This is a genomic window from Streptomyces erythrochromogenes (assembly GCF_040684695.1).
GTDB classification, from domain to species: domain Bacteria; phylum Actinomycetota; class Actinomycetes; order Streptomycetales; family Streptomycetaceae; genus Streptomyces; species Streptomyces erythrochromogenes_C.
Window position 1 is genome coordinate 41,724 of record NZ_JBFBGM010000022.1, and the last position, 17,336, is coordinate 59,059.

At 72.5% G+C, this 17,336-nt stretch carries 11 protein-coding genes and 1 riboswitch; of the genes, 7 read left to right on the forward strand and 4 right to left on the reverse strand.

All coding sequences use genetic code 11. The features are described 5' to 3' along the window. Positions 1–49: 49 nt before the first annotated feature. The 3 genes from AB0O53_RS27625 to AB0O53_RS27635 form a co-directional block, all read right to left on the reverse strand. A complete protein-coding gene (locus AB0O53_RS27625) occupies positions 50–2,305 on the reverse strand; it encodes a terpene synthase family protein (protein ID WP_365199054.1) in 2,256 nt (751 codons plus the stop codon). Positions 2,306–2,415: 110 nt separating this feature from the next. Then, entirely contained in the window at positions 2,416–4,476 is a 2,061-nt protein-coding gene (locus AB0O53_RS27630; RefSeq protein ID WP_365199057.1) for an ABC transporter ATP-binding protein, read from the reverse strand. A gap of 338 nt (positions 4,477–4,814) precedes the next feature. After that, the gene (locus AB0O53_RS27635; protein ID WP_365199060.1) at positions 4,815–5,708 is read right to left on the reverse strand and encodes a ricin-type beta-trefoil lectin domain protein; all 894 of its coding nucleotides are present in this window, start codon (positions 5,706–5,708) and stop codon (positions 4,815–4,817) included. On the opposite strand from AB0O53_RS27635, the gene AB0O53_RS27640 reads away from it, so the two are divergent. The 4 genes from AB0O53_RS27640 (at position 5,665) to AB0O53_RS27655 (ending at position 9,465) form a co-directional block, all read left to right on the forward strand. Then, positions 5,665–6,168, forward strand: a complete 504-nt coding sequence (locus AB0O53_RS27640; RefSeq protein WP_365199063.1) for a hypothetical protein — start codon at positions 5,665–5,667, stop codon at positions 6,166–6,168. The two genes, AB0O53_RS27635 and AB0O53_RS27640, sit on opposite strands and share 44 nt — an antisense overlap. Beyond that, positions 6,155–6,457: a hypothetical protein gene (locus AB0O53_RS27645; protein ID WP_350992606.1), complete on the forward strand. Its 303-nt coding sequence runs from the start codon at positions 6,155–6,157 to the stop codon at positions 6,455–6,457. Before AB0O53_RS27640 ends, AB0O53_RS27645 begins: the two co-directional genes overlap by 14 nt. A gap of 1,177 nt (positions 6,458–7,634) precedes the next feature. Further along, on the forward strand, positions 7,635–9,152 hold the full coding sequence (locus AB0O53_RS27650; protein ID WP_350992603.1) for an immunity 49 family protein: 1,518 nt from the start codon (positions 7,635–7,637) through the stop codon (positions 9,150–9,152). 91 nt (positions 9,153–9,243) lie between these two features. Further along, a complete protein-coding gene (locus tag AB0O53_RS27655) occupies positions 9,244–9,465 on the forward strand; it encodes a hypothetical protein (protein WP_031152000.1) in 222 nt (73 codons plus the stop codon). Between the two features lie 118 nt (positions 9,466–9,583). On the opposite strand, the gene cobN is transcribed toward AB0O53_RS27655, so the two are convergent. Continuing rightward, on the reverse strand, positions 9,584–13,201 hold the full coding sequence (gene cobN / locus AB0O53_RS27660; protein ID WP_350992602.1) for a cobaltochelatase subunit CobN: 3,618 nt from the start codon (positions 13,199–13,201) through the stop codon (positions 9,584–9,586). A 40-nt stretch (positions 13,202–13,241) separates the two neighbouring features. Next, a riboswitch (cobalamin riboswitch) is annotated at positions 13,242–13,369 on the reverse strand. A 471-nt stretch (positions 13,370–13,840) separates the two neighbouring features. Here cobN and AB0O53_RS27665 point away from each other — a divergent pair. Genes AB0O53_RS27665 through AB0O53_RS27675 form a run of 3 tightly spaced genes read left to right on the forward strand, consistent with a single transcriptional unit; the run spans position 13,841 to position 17,285 of the window. Further along, the gene (locus AB0O53_RS27665; RefSeq protein ID WP_365199068.1) at positions 13,841–15,145 is read left to right on the forward strand and encodes a ferredoxin-like domain-containing protein; all 1,305 of its coding nucleotides are present in this window, start codon (positions 13,841–13,843) and stop codon (positions 15,143–15,145) included. Beyond that, the gene (locus tag AB0O53_RS27670; protein ID WP_031152007.1) at positions 15,142–15,789 is read left to right on the forward strand and encodes a precorrin-8X methylmutase; all 648 of its coding nucleotides are present in this window, start codon (positions 15,142–15,144) and stop codon (positions 15,787–15,789) included. Before AB0O53_RS27665 ends, AB0O53_RS27670 begins: the two co-directional genes overlap by 4 nt. After that, positions 15,786–17,285 (forward strand): precorrin-2 C(20)-methyltransferase, encoded by a 1,500-nt coding sequence (locus tag AB0O53_RS27675; protein WP_365199071.1) that lies wholly within the window; start codon positions 15,786–15,788, stop codon positions 17,283–17,285. Before AB0O53_RS27670 ends, AB0O53_RS27675 begins: the two co-directional genes overlap by 4 nt. Positions 17,286–17,336 lie beyond the last annotated feature (51 nt).

The window sequence follows — 17,336 nt, forward strand, 5'->3', positions numbered from 1 at the left end:
GTGCCGGCGGCGGGGGAGGGCGCGGACCGCCCCCGCCGCCGGACCGGACTCACACGGGCAGGGAGAGCCGTGCCGCGGCCATGCCGAAGCCGGAACCGAGGACCGCGCCGGCCAGGCTGCCGCCGCCCGGCCGGCTCAGGTCCTCGGGGCGGTAACGGCGCACCGTCGCGTGCCAGTTGAGGACGCCGGCGTGCCAGTCCCGGAGCTCTTGCACGTACGCGTCCATGGCCGCCCGGGCCCCGGCGTCGAGCTTGAAGTCGTCGTAGAGCAAGGGCAATTGTGTCGCCACGATGTGCTCGAACTCCTCGGTGCGCTGCGTCATCAGGGCGTGGCAGATGTGCAGGGCCTCGGGGTAGCCGATGTCGAAGAAGTTCCGCGTCACCAGGATGTGGTTGTGGACCTCGCCCTCGAACTCCACCTCCTTCTGGTAGGAGTAGACGTCGTTGATCAGGCAGGCCGCGTCCGCGACGGCGTTCTCCAGTGAGCGGACGGTCCCCGAGGCGTAGATCTCCTCGGGAATGCCCCGGCCCTGGTGGCCGAGGCGGCACAGGTACATCGTGAGATTGCTGCCGAAGGTGCGCCGGCGCATCTCCGCGTAGTCGACCGGGTCCGGGATCCGGTTCTGGACGGTGTTGTCCACCTCCCACAGCCAGCTCTCCAGCATGTCCACCAGCGTCGCCCGGAACTCGGTGCGCTGCCGCACCGCCATGCCGGCGGTGGTGTGCGCCCAGAGGTCGGCGAGCCCGCGTTCCAGCGCGGTCGCGGGCTGCGGGCGATCGGCGTGCCGGGTGCCCTCGGCGGGGTCGACGGGTTCGCCGGCGTCGACGGGGAGCATGGCGATCAGCCGGGCCGTGGTCGCCTTGGCCGCCGCCAGATCCTTGGTCTGCCCGAACACCACCGGGTAGTAGTCGTCCGCGTACGTGCCCCAGGTCAGCCAGCAGGCGTTGAGCGCGAGTTCGTCGGGGGTGGCGTCCGGGTCGAGTCCGGCCGAGCAGACCGCGAAGTCGTAGCCGCGCAGCTTGTCCTCGGTCCAGATCGCCGAACCGGGATCGCCCGGCTGCGGATCCAGCAGGCCCGTCCGGCGGGCCCAGGCCACCGATTCCTCGCGCGCGTGTGCCAGATGGGGACTCAGGGAGAGCGCGTGGGGCATGTAGATCTCGGGGATCACGGACGGCCCGGTGCGTTCGAAGGGGGTGTGGGTGAAGGAGCGGCGGCGCAGCTCCATCGAGCGCCGGTTGAAGACGGACCTCAGGTCGAGGGCGCTGGTGCCGAGCCCGGACGGCATGAACGGCAGGGTGACCGGGGAGGTCGCCCGGGCCTCCTTGTTCATGTACCGGCTGGAGACCATGTGCCACTCGTGGCCCCCGGACTGCCAGTCCTGGAGGCCCTTGGTGTAGGCGAGGACGGCCGCGATCTCCGCCGGTTCGAGTGCGAGGTCGGCGCACAGCTGAGGGAGTTCGTGCAGGGCGGTCTGCTCGAACTGCTGCAGCCGGGAGGTGAGCAGGTCGTTGGAGACCTCGGCGGCCTCCTGGGTGGTGCAGCCGAGGAACGTCTCCAGGACCAGGACGGCGTTGGAGAGTTCGCCCTCGTCGGTGACCTCGCGCTCGTAGGAGAAGAGGTCGTTCCTGATGTGGACCGCGTCCGAGAAGGAGTCCCGCAGCACGCCGAGCGGGCGGGAGTGCGCGACGCGCGCCGGGACCTCGGCGGCGACGTACTCGACGAGGCCGGCCGACCAGGGGGCGCCGCCCACCTTGCGGCGCATCTCGATGTATTCGAGGGGATTGGCCACGCGGCCGATGTCGATGTTGGCGAGCTCCCACATCGACTCGTCGAGGAGGTTCTTCGTGGACAAGGAGAACCGTTCCCGCCAGTCCGCGGACATCGCGGGAACGGTTCGCCGCCACAGGTCGGCGAGGCCCGCCTCCACCGGGTTGGTCGGCTCGGGGAAGCCGTCGGCCAGGTCCATCGGCATGAAGGCGGCGAGCCGGTCGAGGTACGCCTTGGCGCCGGCGCGGTCCTGGGAGCGCTTGAAGGTCTCCAGGAAGTGGTCGTCGAAGAAGAAGACCCACACGTACCAGTCGGTGACCAGCGACAGCGCCTCGGCGTCGCAGTCGGGGTGGGTGTAGGAGCAGAGCAGGGCGTAGTCGTGCGAGTCGAGGTCGCTCTCCTCCCAGACGCCGGAACCCTCCAGCATCGCGAAGTCGCGCGCCCACTGCTTGGTGTGGACCCGCGCCTCCTCCAGGTGGGGGTTGAGTCGTGCCGGATACGGCACGTAGAAATCCGGCAGTCGGAACGGCTGCGTCACGGCGTGGTAGGCCCTTCGTCCAAAGGTGCGGGGGCCGGTGGACCGGCCCCCGCAAGAGATCAGCAGTGCCCTACCCGTGGTGTGCGCGCACCAAGGCGGAGTTCACCGCTTCAGGTGACGGAGGTGCCATTGGGCTCCGCCCCGGTCTGCCGGGGGATAGGGGAGGACGGGGCCGACGGCGACGGGGACGGTGACGGGGACGGTGACGGTGACGGGGGTGGGGACAGGGGCTGTTGGGCGAACTGCTCGGCCTGCATCCGGAACATCGACGCGTACCGGCCGCCGAGTGCCATCAGCTCCTCGTGTCCGCCCTGTTCGACGAGCCGCCCCTCGTGGAGCACGTGGATGACGTCGGCGTACCGCACGCCGGACATCCGGTGCGTGACGAGCACGACGGCGCGCTGCGGTCCGGTGAGCCCCCGGATGCTGTCGAAGGCGGCGATCTCCGCCTCCGGGTCCAGTGCCGAGGTGGGCTCGTCCACGACGATGACGCGGGCGTCCCGGAAGCGGGTGCGGGCCAGCCCGAACTTCTGCCACTGGCCCCCGGAGAGCTCCGACGCGCCCCTGAACACCCGCGCCAGCAGGGTCTCGTAGCCGTTCGGAAGCTTCTCGACGACACGGTCGGCCCCCGCGTACCGGGCCGCGGCGACCACCTCCGCCGCCCGCTCGACCGCCTCCTCGGACCCCTCCGCCCCGGGCCGGCCGATGGCGATGTTGGTCCGGGCGGTCACGGGCCACCGCTCGAAGTCCTGGGTGAGGAGCGCGACCCGGTCGAAGACCTGCTCCCGGTCGGCGTCCCGTACGTCGACCCCGTCCCAGGACAGCGATCCGGAATCGGGCAGGTGCAGGCCGGCGAGCAGCTTGACCAGCGTGCTCTTGCCGGACCCGTTCTCACCGACGAGCGCGACCACGGTGCCTGCCTCGATGGTGAGGGAGATCCCGTCGAGCGCGGGCTCCTCCCGGTCCGGATAGCGGAAGGAGACGTTCTCCAGCCGTACCTCGCCCAGCTGCTGAGGCAGCGGCCGCCCGCCGTCCGGGATGGCCCGCCGCCCGGCCTCGGCGACGAACCGTTCCAGGTCCCGTACGTAGAGGGACTCCTCGTGCAGGGTGTTGGTGGTGGCCACCAGCGCGCCGAGGCTCGCCGATCCGGTGCGCACCGCGATCACGGCGGTGCCGGCGACGGCGAGGTCCATCCGGCCGGTGACGATGAGCGCGACCATCGCCCCGTACGTGACCAGCGCCGCGGCGCCGGACAGCGCGGCGGCGAGCAGCTCGGTGGCGGCCTTGTCCTTGGCCAGGCGGGTGGCTTCGGTCTCGGCCACCTCGGCCATGTTGCGGTAGTGGCCCAGCAGATAGCGGCCGACGCCGTGCACCCGTACCTCGGGGGCCGAGGTACGGGAGATCAGCAGCTGGCCGATGAGCCGGGCGGCCCGTACGTGCTCGACCCAGGTGATGACGGACAGGTAGCGGCGCTGCGCCACGCGCATCGCGCCCCAGCCGCGCGGGGCGGCGATCAGCAGCAGCATGGGCAGGAGCAGCGGGTGCAGCACGGTCAGCACCCCGGCGGTGGCGACGAGGGAGATGATCCCGCCGAGGGTGGCCACGCAGGCGCCGACGGTACGGCGGGCCGAGGGCGGGCCCCACTGGGCGCTGTCCAGCAGCCGCCGGAACTCCCCGTCCTCGATGGCTTCGAGTTCCACCTCGACGGCGGCCTTCAAGTACTGCTCGTGCGCGGCCCGTTCGATCTTCGGCTCCAGCCGCCCGGCCGCCGCCGTGGACCGGGAGGCCAGTACGGCGCCCAGTACGGCGACCAGCGCGCCCGCGGCCAGGGCGGGCATGGCGGCGTGCAGCCGCTCGGCGGGCGTGCCCGCGCCGAGCAGCGTACGGAGCACCTCGCTGAGCACGAGCAGCCCGACGGCGGAGGTGACCCCCTGCCCGGCCTCGGCGGCGGCGACGGTGAGCAGCGCGGGCCGGTCGGTGTCCCAGGCCAGCCGGAGGGTCCCCGCGACCATGCGGGGCATCGAGCGCAGCGTGGACAGCAGCCGTCCCTCCAGGCGGGCGTAGTCGTGGTTGGACCAGCCGGCGTCGTAGCGCAGGGGCCCGCCGAAGAGCCGCCGCTCGCTCGCCGAGACGGCGGGCTGGAGGACCGTGGGCCGCTTGAGGAGCCTCATGCGCGGCCACCTCCCCCCGGTGCCTGGTCGAACACCACATGAACGTGCACGGATCGCAAGATTCCTCCCGAGGGGCTGCGGCTGCGAACTGACGCCGGAAGAACGTGGCTGTTCAGAGCGGCGTCACGGCCCGCGGGGAACGAACGCCCGCACACAGTTGCGACGCCCGCCCGAAGCCCAAGGGCGCGCCGGAAGCGGGGCGTTCGAATCACCCGGAGGTGTCGATGCCCCCCTTCGAGGGATTGCGCCCGGGCTCCGCGGACGGGCGCCGCGAAAGACGGCGGAGGCCGCCCGCCCAGGGCTCGGGCAGACGGCCTCCGTGTGGTGGTCCGGGTGTCCTACGGGACAGGAACGGGAGCGGGAACGGGCACGGGCAGCGGTGCCGTGCCGAGGATGGGAACGCTCCAGCGCTGTGCGGTGGAATCGTTGCAGTCCCAGAGCCAGAGCTGGCGGCCCGGTGTGGTGTCGGTGTTGCCGAGGTCGAGGCACCGGCCCGAGACAGGGTTGATGATGGTCCCGTCGGCGCGGGGCAGGAACTTCTGGCTCGGCGAGTTGCCGTCACAGGCGCGCAGCTCGATGGGCGTGGTGTTGGCGGTACCGGCGGCTGTCGCGTTCAGGCACGCGCCGCGGGTCCGGATGGTGCCGTCGTCGCGGATCTGGAACTTCTGGGCGTCGCTGCCGTTGCAGGCGTAGATCTGGATCCTGTTGCCGTCGTCGGTGCTGTTCCCGTCGTTGTCGACGCAGTTGCCGGCGGCCGCGGTCAGGTTGATGGGGCTGACGGCCTCGGTGGCGGTGACGGAGGCGGCGTAGGGATAGACCGCCGGGTTGCTGATGCCGCCGGTGAGGCCGGAGGTGGCTTCACCCTCCTGGAACCGGCCCAGGGTGAGCGGGCCGGCGGGGGCCTGACCGGCGGAGGCGCTGTGGTGGCCGGTTCCGGCGAGAGTGCCGTTGACGTACAGGCGCATCTGCCCGGTGGTGTGGTCGTAGACGGCGGTGAGCCGGGTCCAGGTGCCGAAGGCGATACGGGCTGCGCTGTTGGTCTGTGCGGTGGTGTCGTAGGGCCGACCGGCGGCGCTCGGATTGCCCAGGGAGAACTCCCAGGTGTTGGTGTGATGGTTGGGGAAGAGCAGCAGGGAGGCGTTCCCCTTCGGCCCCTGGCCGAGGACGACGCCTCCTGCCTTGGTGGCCATGACCGAGGCGCTGATGGTGAAGCTCTTGCGGGTGTCGATCACCGGGCTGGGGGTGCTGATGGCGGAGGAGGGGCCGTCGAAGGCGGCGTGGTTCGTGCTGCGGCCGTCGATGGTGGCGGTCGGCCAGGTGACCCCGGTCGCGGTGGCGGGAAAGTTCCCGACCGAGCTGGGGGTGGTGCCGGTGCCGTTGAAGGCGAGGAGCTGGCGATTGGCGTCGACGGCCCACAGGTCGGGAAGGCCGTCGCCGGTGAGGTCGCCGTCGGAGCCGATCCGGGTGGGCGATGGGATCGATCTTCCCGATGACCGGGCCCGCCGCGGGGTCGGTGAAGCCGCTGAGGTCGGGCGCCTGTGCGGTGCCCTTGACCGAGAAGGCGCGCACGCTTCCGTCGGTCTGACATGGATTTCGATGATTTCAACTCCTTCATCGATCACGACAAGACCGAATGGGTACCTTGAAAGAAGGGCGTCCACTTCTGAGGGAGGGTTTCATGGAAGATCGTGACGGGATGTGGCAGCTCAGTGGGCTCCGGCAGTTCCAAGTCGTGCGCTGTGTCGTCACGGGGCATCGAGGTCGTTTCGGCGTAGAGGTATCGCTCATTGATCCTGAATCAAGCGTTACGGCCTTCATTGATTTCGTCATGCTGACTGATGATGAGCGACATCCGACATCAGCTGAATTCCCTCCAGTGGGTGACGTCCTTGAAGCTGTGACGCTAGGTTTCATGCCGGGAGGTGAACTGCGTCTTTCGGCTCGCCCATCGTCGCTCGCGAGGCAACGGGGGGCGCAATGAGAGGACCTGAAAATCTGTTCGAAATGCCCGCTGGGACGGCATTTCGGCAGTGAATGCGCACGGATTTCCTGACGCTTAGCGCTAATAAATAGGGGAAACTGCCGGGGAGTGCGCGGACGCACTCCCCAGCAGTTTCCGTTCCATGGGTGTTGGGGCTTTGACGGCAAGGAAACGCTGATGACATGAGCGATCGAGTTCTTCGGTGAAGTACGGTATTCCCCTGATTCTTTGCGTTATCAGACGGCCAGGGAGGGGTGGCAATCCTGGGGACGCGGCGGCCGCCGCCTGAGTGGTGATTCGAGAAGTTTTTCTCTGGCCGCCGGGAGGTAGGCGGCATCGTACCCACGGAAGAACTCGGTCTGGTTGTGGACCCGCCCCGGTATTGCTGCTGAGGGTTTCGTGACCGCCGTAGCTCTCGTGGCGTGAGTCATGCAGTAGCAAACATGATGCCCCGTCAGGTGCGTCCTGACGCGACCATGCAGAGGAATGTGGGGGATCTGTCCGCCGGACGCTGAACCGGCTCAGTGCCGACTTCGGGGACAAGGATCCCTTGGTCACGTCCCAGGACATGATGATCGGCCGTGACTGGCCTTCGAGCTTGACCTCGCGCAGACGCGGTGTGCGACGGAGTGGGTCGGGACCGGTCTTGGCGGGCAGGTGTCCGGTGAGCAGCTCGACGAGGTGTTCGGGCCGCGGTTCGTCGTCCGGGCCGGGGACGTCGCGCTCACGTCCTCCGACGTGCAGCGGCAGGCGCGTCGGCAGCATCGAGCCAGGACGCTGAGCGACGGTGCTGACATGCGGCCGCCGTTCACGTTTCAGCGGGGCTTCTGTGTCTGGTCCCACGAGCATCAAGACCGGCGGCTGGTGCTGCGCAGTTGGGACGGCCTGCCGGGGTCGGCGCGCTGGACATCGAGTTCCGCGGTGTCCGGGAGATGACGTTGCCCCCGGTGTGGACGGGGGCGAGCTGTCCGTCACCGAGGAGTCGGAGGCCGGTTCGGATTCCGGCGTCGTGCCGAGCCGGAATGTTCGTTCTCTCGGACGGGAAGGGGCCGCGCAGCTCCGTGCGTTGTGCTTCCGTCGGCCTGTACCGCTCCGAGCCTGACGGGGGTCCGGGGCGGGAACGGACCCCCCGAGGCCTGGGCGCCGTGATGTCGGTGGCGTCTCGTAGGGTTCGGGGGTGAATCGAGACAACTCATCCGAATCCAGCGCCGGTCACGGCGGCGAGAGCGTCGAGGAGCTGCTGCGCGGGGTGCACGCGCGGCTGTTGCCCGTCGGGTTGGTCACGCCGGAGGTCGCCGGCGGCATGCGCTATGCCCGGATCGTGGCCGACGAGCTGGTCTTCGCGTACGCCTACGACGGGCCCACCAGCGTGCGCTCCCTCAGCGACCGCGACGTGGAGCGCGTCGGGATCGAGGAGTTGGGGCGGGCGGCGTACGCCAACCTGATGCGGGTGCCCGTCTCGCACGAGGAGATCTCCCTGGAGGGGCATGCCACGCTGCAGTCCGTCTACGGCGACTCGTACTTCGTGGCCTCCAAGGCGCTCTACCTCGGGGAGCTGGCGCGGCAGGTCACCGGTGAACCGCTGCCGCCCGCCGGCGCCCTCGTCGTCGTTCCCACCCGCCACCTGCTGGCCTTCCACCCGATAGTCGACGGCTCGGCGGTGGAAGCCCTCAACGACCTCGCGATGTATGCCCTGGGCGCCTACGAGGACGGGCCCGGGCCCCTGTCGCCGCGCGTGTACTGGTGGCACCAGGGCGGCCTGACCTCCCTCACGGTCGTCGACGAGGACGCGCGCACGCTGTCGCTCGCGCCGCCGCAGGAACTGCTCGCCCTCATGAAGGGCCTGGTCGGGCTGGATCGCGCCGGCCGGATCGCCACTTCTTCCGCGGAACGGCCCGCCCCCGATCCGGCCGAGCTGACCCGTACGACCGTCGAGTCCGTGGCCCGGCTCGCGGAGGATCCGTCGGGGCTCGGTGGCGCCTTCGGCTCGGCCCTGGCGCTCGCCCACGTGCGCTGCACCGCCGATCCGCGCGCGTCCGACGTCGTCACGTGGGACGCCTGGGAGACGGCCGTGCGGCTCGGCTCCGCGCTGTTCGCCGGATCCGAGGCGGAGCAGTGGTACCTGGGTGAGGAGAACCTCCTCCGGCTGCCCGCCGCGTCCGCGGTCCCGCCCGCCGATGCCCGGGCCTGGCTCGACGCCGTGTACCTCGCACTCGCCTGCCGTGCCCACGACCGGGTGGCCCGGCTGTGCCGGGTCCCGCTGGAGACGCTGCGGCAGGACGACACCGTCGACGCCTACGTCCTGCACTGGGTCGACACCCTGCGGACCTACCTCTCCGGCGGCACCGGCGACGCGGTCGTGGAGAAGCTGCTCGCCACCATGCAGGCATCCCTCCCCGAGACGCTGACGCACTCGCCGGCCGAGTTCGTCAACCGCGTCGACTACCAGCCCGTCGCGCTCTTCCACCGCCTCTTCACCCGCGACCACGACGCCTTCGCCGAGGCGCTCACCGAGGCCCTCGCGGAACACGGCGGCTACTGGGGGAAGTCCGGGGCGCCGCGCGCCCGGGTGGCGCTCGGTCCGCTCGCCATGGCCTGCCTCGCCCACGACCAGGGCTTCCCGCTCGACCCCGAACGGCTGCCGCACCTGCCCCGGTACCTCGTCGACGGCAAGAGGGTCGAGCACATCTCCTGACACACCGGCGGCGCGCCGCAACGCGAGGTGATTGTCCGATTGAGTTAGGTTTGCCCGCGTATGTGGTGCCGATGTTCCCGGAGGGACACTCATGGCGATCGATCTGGACAAGGTGCTCGACAAGGCCTGGGCCGACAAGCCGCTGGCCGACGTGCTCGCCGCCCCCGTGGCCGCGCTGAAGGGCGTCAGCGAGAAGGACGGCGAACTGCTGCACGAGGCGTTCGGTGTCAAGACCGTCGCCGACTTCGGGCAGCTGAAGTACGTACGGTGGGCGCAGGCGCTCGTCGCCCTGAACCAGACCGTCAAGGCGTAGCCGCCGGGCGGTGCGCGTACTCGGGGTACGCGGATCCGACCGGGAGAAGGCCGTCCTCCCCACCCGCTGAAGCGGTGGAGAGGACGGCCTTCGTCGTCGGACGGCTACAGCCGGAGGACTACTCCGCCTCACCCTCCAGGTTGCCCTCCGTGTCCAGGTACACCTGGCGCAGGGACTCCAGGATCTGCGGGTCCGGCTTCTCCCACATGCCGCGGGACTCGGCCTCCAGCAGGCGCTCCGCGATGCCGTGCAGGGCCCACGGGTTCGCCTCCTCCAGGAAGGCGCGGTTGACCGGGTCCAGGACGTACGTCTCGGTGAGCTTGTCGTACATCCAGTCCGCGACCACGCCCGTCGTGGCGTCGTAGCCGAAGAGGTAGTCCACCGTGGCCGCGAGCTCGAAGGCGCCCTTGTAGCCGTGGCGGCGCATCGCCTCGATCCACTTCGGGTTCACGACGCGGGCGCGGAAGACGCGGCTGGTCTCCTCCACCAGGGTGCGGGTCTTGACCGTCTCCGGGCGGGTCGAGTCGCCGATGTACGCCTCGGGGGCCGTACCGCGCAGCGCGCGGACCGTGGCCACCATGCCGCCGTGGTACTGGAAGTAGTCGTCCGAGTCCGCGATGTCGTGCTCGCGGGTGTCGGTGTTCTTCGCCGCGACCGTGATCCGCTTGTAGGCCGTCTCCATCTCGTCCCGGGCGGGGCGTCCTTCGAGGCCCCGGCCGTAGGCGTAGCCGCCCCACACCGTGTAGACCTCCGCCAGGTCGGCGTCCGTGCGCCAGTCGCGGGAGTCGATCAGCTGGAGGATGCCCGCCCCGTACGTGCCCGGGCGCGAGCCGAAGATACGGGTCGTCGCGCGGCGCTCGTCACCGTGCAGGGCCAGGTCCGCCTGGGCGTGCGCGCGGACGTAGTTCTCCGACTCCGGCTCCTCCAGCGAGGCGGCGAGCCGGACCGCGTCGTCCAGCAGCCCGATCACGTGCGGGAACGCGTCGCGGAAGAAGCCCGAGATGCGCAGCGTCACGTCGATGCGGGGCCGGCCCAGCTCCACCAGCGGGATCGCCTCCAGGCCGGTCACGCGGCGCGAGGCCTCGTCCCAGACCGGGCGGACGCCGAGCAGCGCGAGCACCTCGGCGACGTCGTCGCCCGCGGTGCGCATCGCGCTCGTGCCCCACAGGGACAGGCCGACCGAGGCGGGCCACTCGCCGTTGTCGGTGCGGTAGCGGGTGAGGAGGGAGTCCGCCAGGGCCTGGCCGGTCTCCCACGCGAGGCGGGACGGAACGGCCTTGGGGTCGACCGAGTAGAAGTTGCGGCCCGTCGGCAGGACGTTGACCAGGCCGCGCAGCGGCGAGCCCGACGGCCCGGCCGGGACGAAGCGGCCGTCCAGGGCCGCGACCACGTGGGCGATCTCGTCCGTCGTGCCGGCCAGGCGCGGGACCACCTCGCGGGCCGCGAAGGACAGGACCTCCGCGACGTCCGCCGGGTGCTCCGCCGCGACCCGGGCCACGGCGTCCGGGGACCAGCCGGCGTCCTCCATCGCCTGGACCAGGGCGCGGGCCTGCTCCTCGACGTCGTCCGCGGAGGTGCGGGTGGCCTTGGACTCGTCCAGGCCGAGCGCCTCGCGCAGACCCGGAAGGGCCGTGGTGCCGCCCCAGATCTGGCGGGCGCGCAGGATCGCGAGGACCAGGTTGACCCGGGCCTCACCGGTCGGCGCGCCGCCCAGCACGTGCAGGCCGTCGCGGATCTGGGCGTCCTTGACCTCGCACAGCCAGCCGTCGACGTGCAGCAGGAAGTCGTCGAAGCCGTCGTCGTCCGGACGCTCCTCCAGACCCAGGTCGTGGTCGAGCTTCGCCGCCTGGATCAGCGTCCAGATCTGCGCGCGGATGGCCGGCAGCTTCGCCGGGTCCATCGCGGAGATCTGGGCGTACTCGTCCAGGTGCTGCTCCAGGCGCGCGATGTCGCCGTACGACTCCGCGCGCGCCATCGGCGGCACCAGGTGGTCGACCAGGGTGGCGTGCACGCGGCGCTTGGCCTGGGTGCCCTCGCCCGGGTCGTTGACCAGGAACGGGTAGACGAGGGGGAGGTCGCCGAGCGCGGCGTCGGGCGCGCAGGCCGCGGACAGGCCCGCGTTCTTGCCCGGCAGCCACTCCAGGTTGCCGTGCTTGCCCAGGTGGATCATGGCGTCGGCGCCGAAGCCGCCGTCCTCCGCACGCGCCTGGATCCAGCGGTACGCGGCCAGGTAGTGGTGCGAGGGCGGCAGATCGGGGTCGTGGTAGATCGCGATCGGGTTCTCGCCGAAGCCGCGCGGCGGCTGGATGAGGATGAGGAGGTTCCCGCGGCGCAGGGCGGCCAGGACGATGTCGCCCTCGGGGTTCGCCGAGCGGTCCACGAACATGCTGCCCGGGGCCTCGCCCCAGTGCTCCTCGACGCTGCCGCGCAGCTCCGCGGGGAGCTCGGCGAACCAGCGCTTGTAGTCGGCCGCCGGGATGCGGACCGGATTGCGGGCCAACTGCTCCTCGGTGAGCCAGTCCTGGTCGTGGCCGCCGGCCTCGATCAGGGCGCGGATCAGCTCGTCGCCGTCGCCCGAGACCAGACCGGGGATCTCGGTGACCGGGCCGAAGTCGTAGCCCTCGGCGATGAGGGTGCGCAGCAGCTCCACCGCGCTGGCCGGGGTGTCCAGGCCGACCGCGTTGCCGATGCGGGAGTGCTTGGTCGGGTACGCGGAGAGGACGAGCGCGATCTTCTTGTCGCGGCGCTCGATGTGGCGCAGCCGGGCGTGGCGCACGGCGATGCCGGCGACCCGGGCGGCCCGCTCGGGGTCGGCCACGTAGGCGGGCAGACCGTCCTCGTCGAGCTCCTTGAAGGAGAACGGGACGGTGATCAGCCGGCCGTCGAACTCGGGCACGGCGACCTGGGTCGCGGCGTCCAGCGGGGAGAGGCCCTCGTCGTTCTCCTCCCACGCGGCGCGGGAGCCGGTCAGGCACAGGGCCTGCAGGATCGGCACGCCGAGGCCGGCGAGCGCGCCCGCGTCCCAGGACTCGTCGTCGCCGCCCGCCGAGGCGGTGGCCGGCTTGGTGCCGCCCGCCGCGAGGACGGTGGTGACGACCGCGTCCGCGGATCCCAGGGCCGCGACGAGCTCCGGCTCGGGGCTGCGCAGGGAGGAGACGTAGAGCGGGACCGGCCGGGCGCCGTGGGCCTCGATGGCCTCGCAGAGCGTGTGCACGAAACCGGTGTTGCCGCTCATCTGGTGGGCGCGGTAGTAGAGCACGGCGACCTCGGGGCCGTCCGTCCGCTGCGCGGTGCGCTCCAGGGGGCCCCAGGTGGGGGCGGCGGCGGGCGGCTCGAAGCCGTGGCCGGTGAGCAGGACGGTGTCGGAGAGGAACCGGGCCAGCTGCTCCAGGTTGGCGGGGCCGCCGTGCGCGAGGTAGGCGTGGGCCTCGGCCGCGATGCCGATCGGAACGGTGGAGGCCTCCATCAGCTGGGCGTCCGGGGCCTGTTCGCCGGTCAGGACCACGACCGGGCGGGTCTGGCCGGGGGCCAGCAGCAGGTCCAGGCCGTCCTGCCAGGCCCGCAGGCCGCCGAGGAGGCGTACGACGACCAGGTCGGCGCCGTCGAGGAGGCCGGGGAGGTCGTCGAGGGGGAGGCGGGAGGGGTTCGCGAACCGGTACGGGACGGGGGCGTCCGCCGTGTTCGCTGCGCGAGCGCTGAGCAGATCGGTGTCGGACGTCGACAGCAGCAGGATCATGCGGCGGCAGGCCTTCCTCGGGGTTTCCGCGCCCCGGGCAGTGAGGACAGCGGGAGTTCCTGACTCACCCGGCCGAGTGGCTCTGCCGGGTTCACAGTGGCGGGACCGCGCCGGATTCGCACCGGGCTTCCTCCCATGTCGCCGTCCTCGGCGACGGCGGACCGTGTGGGCCGCCGGAAGGTCATCTTAGGGGGCGGGTGCAACGGGTCGGCCGGGGGTGGGGTCGTGGCCCGGGGTGGGGCGGCGGCCGGCCGGGGCGGTGGTCGGGCGTGCGGGGCCCGGTCCGGACGCGGGCGGGTCCCCAGTGGCTCTGCCCCCGGACCCCCCGGCCCCAAACGCCGCCGGGACGGGAAGACCGGGGCCCGCGATCCACGGGCCCCGGGCCGGGGCCGGCGGTCCACGGGCCCCGGGCAGGGGTCGGGCTGCTTCCCGCCGGCCTTCGGGTGCTGCCGGCCCCTCGGACCCCGCCGGTCTTCGGGTGCTGCGCCGGCGCACGCGACGCGCCGCGCGGCGCGAAGGGCCGGGTGCCCCCGGCACGCCCCGCAGCCGGCCGGAAGCGGCCGGGCCTGCGCAGACGCGCGGGCCGGGGTGGCGCCGGACACAGTTCCGGGGAGGGGAATCGTGGGTATGCTCGCCGCCATGCCCCAGCCGCCCTCCGCCGTATCGCGGGACGAACCCGTCATACGGGACCGCGGTGACGCCTGCCCCGGCGCGCTCCGGCTCCACGCGGCGGACGACGGACACCTCGCGCGCGTCCGGATCCCCGGCGGGGCCCTGACCGCGCACCAGGCCGCCCTCCTGGCATCGGCCGCCGACCGCTTCGGCGACGGCCACCTGGAGCTCACCTCCCGCGGCAACGTGCAGCTGCGCGGACTCGCCGACGGCTGCGGCGCCGGCCTCGCCGCACTGCTGGACACGGCCGGGCTGCTGCCCGCGCCCGGCCACGAACGCGTACGCAACATCGTGGCCACCCCGACCTCGCAGGACGTCCTGCCCTGGGTCCGCGAACTGGACCGGCTGCTGTGCGCGAACACCCGCGTCACCGCCCTGTCCGGCCGCTTCCTGTTCGCCCTCGACGACGGGCGCGGGGACGTGGCCGCCCTGGAACCCGACGTCACCGTCCTGGCGCGGCCGGACCGGCAGCCCGGCGACCGGGCGCTGGTACGCCTCGGCGCGGCCGCCGGAGCCGTGGCCGTCGCCGCGCAGGACGCCCCGCGCGCCGCGCTGCTCGCCGCCGAGTACTTCCTCGACGCCGCGGACGCGGCCGGCACCCGCGCCTGGCGCGTCGCCGAACTGCCCGCCGGACACGCCCTGGACGACGCGGAGTTCGCCGCCCGCCTGACCGCCGCCGGCATCGACGCGGCCCGTGTACCCGAGGTGGACTGGCCGTACACCGCCCCGCCCCGGCCGTGGGGCCGCGGGCCCGGCTCGCGCGGCGACGTGTGCGTCCTGCCCCCGCTGGGCCGGATGACCACCGGCCAGTGGCGGGTCCTGGCCGAGGTCGCCGGGTACGGCGACGGGCTGCGGATCACCCCCTGGCGCACCGTCGTCCTCCCGGACGCCCCCCTGCGCGGCCCCGTCGACGGCCCCGCTCTGCTGGAGGAAGCCGGCCTGGTCGTGGCCGCCGACAGCCCCTGGCAGTCCGTCACCGCCTGTACCGGGCGCCCCGGTTGCGCGAAGTCCCTCGCGGACGTACGCGCCGACGCGCGCGCCCTCGTGGAACGGGCGCGGGGGCCGCTGCCCGTCCACTGGTCCGGCTGCGAGCGCCGGTGCGGCCACCCGCGGGGAACCCTGTGGGTGGACGCGCTCGCCACGCAGGACGGCTACCGGCTCACCGTCGACGGGCGCACCCTGCCGGGCCGGCCCGACCTGGCGGCCGCCCTCACGGCCGCACGCGAGACCTGCCGCACCACCCCAGAGTCCGAAGACGCAGTGAAGAAATGAGCGAGTACACCGTGTTTGAGTACGAGAAGGACGGCGCCGCGATCTACCGCCAGTCCTTTGCCACGATCCGCGCCGAGGCGGACCTCTCCGGGCTGCCCGCCTCGGTCGCCCAGGTCGCGGTGCGCATGATTCACGCCTGCGGCATGACCGACCTTCCGCAGGACCTGGGGTACACCCCCGAGGTGGTGCTGCGCGCCCGCGCCGCGCTGGAGGCGGGCGCGCCGATCCTGTGCGACGTCCAGATGGTCGCCAGCGGGGTCACCCGCAAGCGGCTGCCCGCGGACAACGAGGTGATCTGCACGCTCTCCGACCCGGCGGTGCCGGAACTCGCCGCGAAGATGGGCACCACGCGCAGCGCCGCCGCCCTCGAAGTGTGGCGCGACCGGGGTCTGTTGGAGGGCTCGGTGGTCGCCGTCGGCAACGCCCCCACCGCGCTGTTCCGGCTGCTGGAGATGATCGAGGAGGGCGCCCCGCGCCCGGCCGCCGTCATCGGCGTGCCCGTCGGCTTCATCGGCGCCGCCGAGTCCAAGGACGCCCTCGCCGCCCACCCGTCCGGCCTCGACCACCTCGTCGTGCGCGGCCGCCGGGGCGGCAGCGCCATCGCCGCGGCCGCCCTCAACGCCATCGCGAGCGTGGCCGAATGAGCGACGCGCAGCCCAAGGGCCGCCTCTACGGGGTCGGGCTCGGCCCGGGCGACCCGAACCTGATGACCCTGCGGGCCGTCGAGGTGATCGGCGAGGCGGACGTCGTCGCCTACCACAGCGCCCGCCACGGCCGGTCCATCGCCCGCTCGATCGCCGCGAAGCACCTGCGCGAGAGCCACATCGAGGAGCCGCTGGTCTACCCGGTCACCACCGAGACCACCGACCACCCCGGCGGCTACCAGGGCGCGATGGAGGAGTTCTACGAGGCCGCCGCCGCCCGGCTGGCCGCCCACCTGGACGCCGGCCGCAGCGTCGCCGTGCTCGCGGAGGGCGACCCGCTCTTCTACAGCTCGTACATGCACATGCACAAGCGGCTCGCCGACCGCTACGACACCGAGGTCGTCCCCGGGGTCACCTCCGTCAGCGCCGCCGCAGCCCGGCTCGGCACGCCGCTCGTGGAGGGCGAGGAGGTCCTGACCATCCTCCCCGGCACGCTGTCCGAGGAGGAACTCACCGCCCGCCTCGCCGCCACCGACTCGGCGGTCGTGATGAAGCTCGGCCGGACCTTCCCCGCCGTGCGCGGCGCGATGGAGAACAGCGGGCGGCTCGCCGAGGCCCGCTACGTCGAACGCGCCACCATGGAGGGCGAGCGCACCGGCCTCCTCGCCGACACCGACGCCGACAGCGTGCCGTACTTCGCCGTCGCCGTGGTGCCCAGCCGGATCGGCAACCCCGGCAGCGTGCCGTCCGGCCCCGGCGAGGTCGCCGTCGTCGGCACCGGACCGGCCGGCCCGCTGTGGCTCACCCCGCAGACCCGGCGCGCCCTCGCGGACGCCGAGGTACTGGTCGGGTACACGACGTACCTCGACCGGGTGCCCGTCCGGCCGGGCCAGGTCCGGCACGGCTCCGACAACAAGGTCGAGTCGGAGCGCGCCGAGTTCGCCCTGGACCTCGCCCGCCGCGGCAAGCGGGTGGCCGTGGTCTCCGGCGGCGACCCGGGCGTCTTCGCCATGGCAACGGCGGTCCTGGAGGTCGCCGGGCAGGCCGAGTACAAGGACGTGCCCGTACGGGTCCTGCCGGGCGTGACCGCGGCCAACGCGGCGGCCGCCGCGGCCGGCGCCCCGCTCGGCCACGACTACGCCACGATCTCGCTGTCCGACCGGCTCAAGCCCTGGGAGGTCATCGCGGAGCGGCTGCGCGCGGCCGCGGCGGCCGACCTCGTCCTCGCCCTGTACAACCCCGGCTCGCGCAGCCGGACCTGGCAGGTGGCCCAGGCCCGCGAGCTGCTGCTGGAACTGCGCTCGCCGCAGACCCCGGTGGTCGTCGCCCGCGACGTGGGCGGCCCCGAGCAGTCCGTGCGGATCGTCACGCTCGCCGAACTGGAGCCTTCCGAGGTCGACATGCGCACCATCCTGCTGATCGGCTCCTCGCAGACGCAGGTCACCGAGCGGCCGGACGGCTCGCGGATCACGTGGACGCCGCGCCGCTACCCGTGACGGGCCGCGGCCCGGCGGATCGGTACGAGGCGAAGGCCCGGTGCGAGGAGC

Coding starts and splice junctions, on each gene's coding strand:
- AB0O53_RS27630 (WP_365199057.1), bottom strand. CDS start 4,476: ATGAGGCTCCTCAAGCGGCCCACGGTCCTCCAGCCCGCCGTCTCGGCG.
- AB0O53_RS27640 (WP_365199063.1), top strand. CDS start 5,665: ATGACCGAGGCGCTGATGGTGAAGCTCTTGCGGGTGTCGATCACCGGG.
- AB0O53_RS27645 (WP_350992606.1), top strand. CDS start 6,155: ATGGAAGATCGTGACGGGATGTGGCAGCTCAGTGGGCTCCGGCAGTTC.
- AB0O53_RS27655 (WP_031152000.1), top strand. CDS start 9,244: ATGGCGATCGATCTGGACAAGGTGCTCGACAAGGCCTGGGCCGACAAG.
- cobN (WP_350992602.1), bottom strand. CDS start 13,201: ATGATCCTGCTGCTGTCGACGTCCGACACCGATCTGCTCAGCGCTCGC.
- AB0O53_RS27665 (WP_365199068.1), top strand. CDS start 13,841: ATGCCCCAGCCGCCCTCCGCCGTATCGCGGGACGAACCCGTCATACGG.
- AB0O53_RS27670 (WP_031152007.1), top strand. CDS start 15,142: ATGAGCGAGTACACCGTGTTTGAGTACGAGAAGGACGGCGCCGCGATC.
- AB0O53_RS27675 (WP_365199071.1), top strand. CDS start 15,786: ATGAGCGACGCGCAGCCCAAGGGCCGCCTCTACGGGGTCGGGCTCGGC.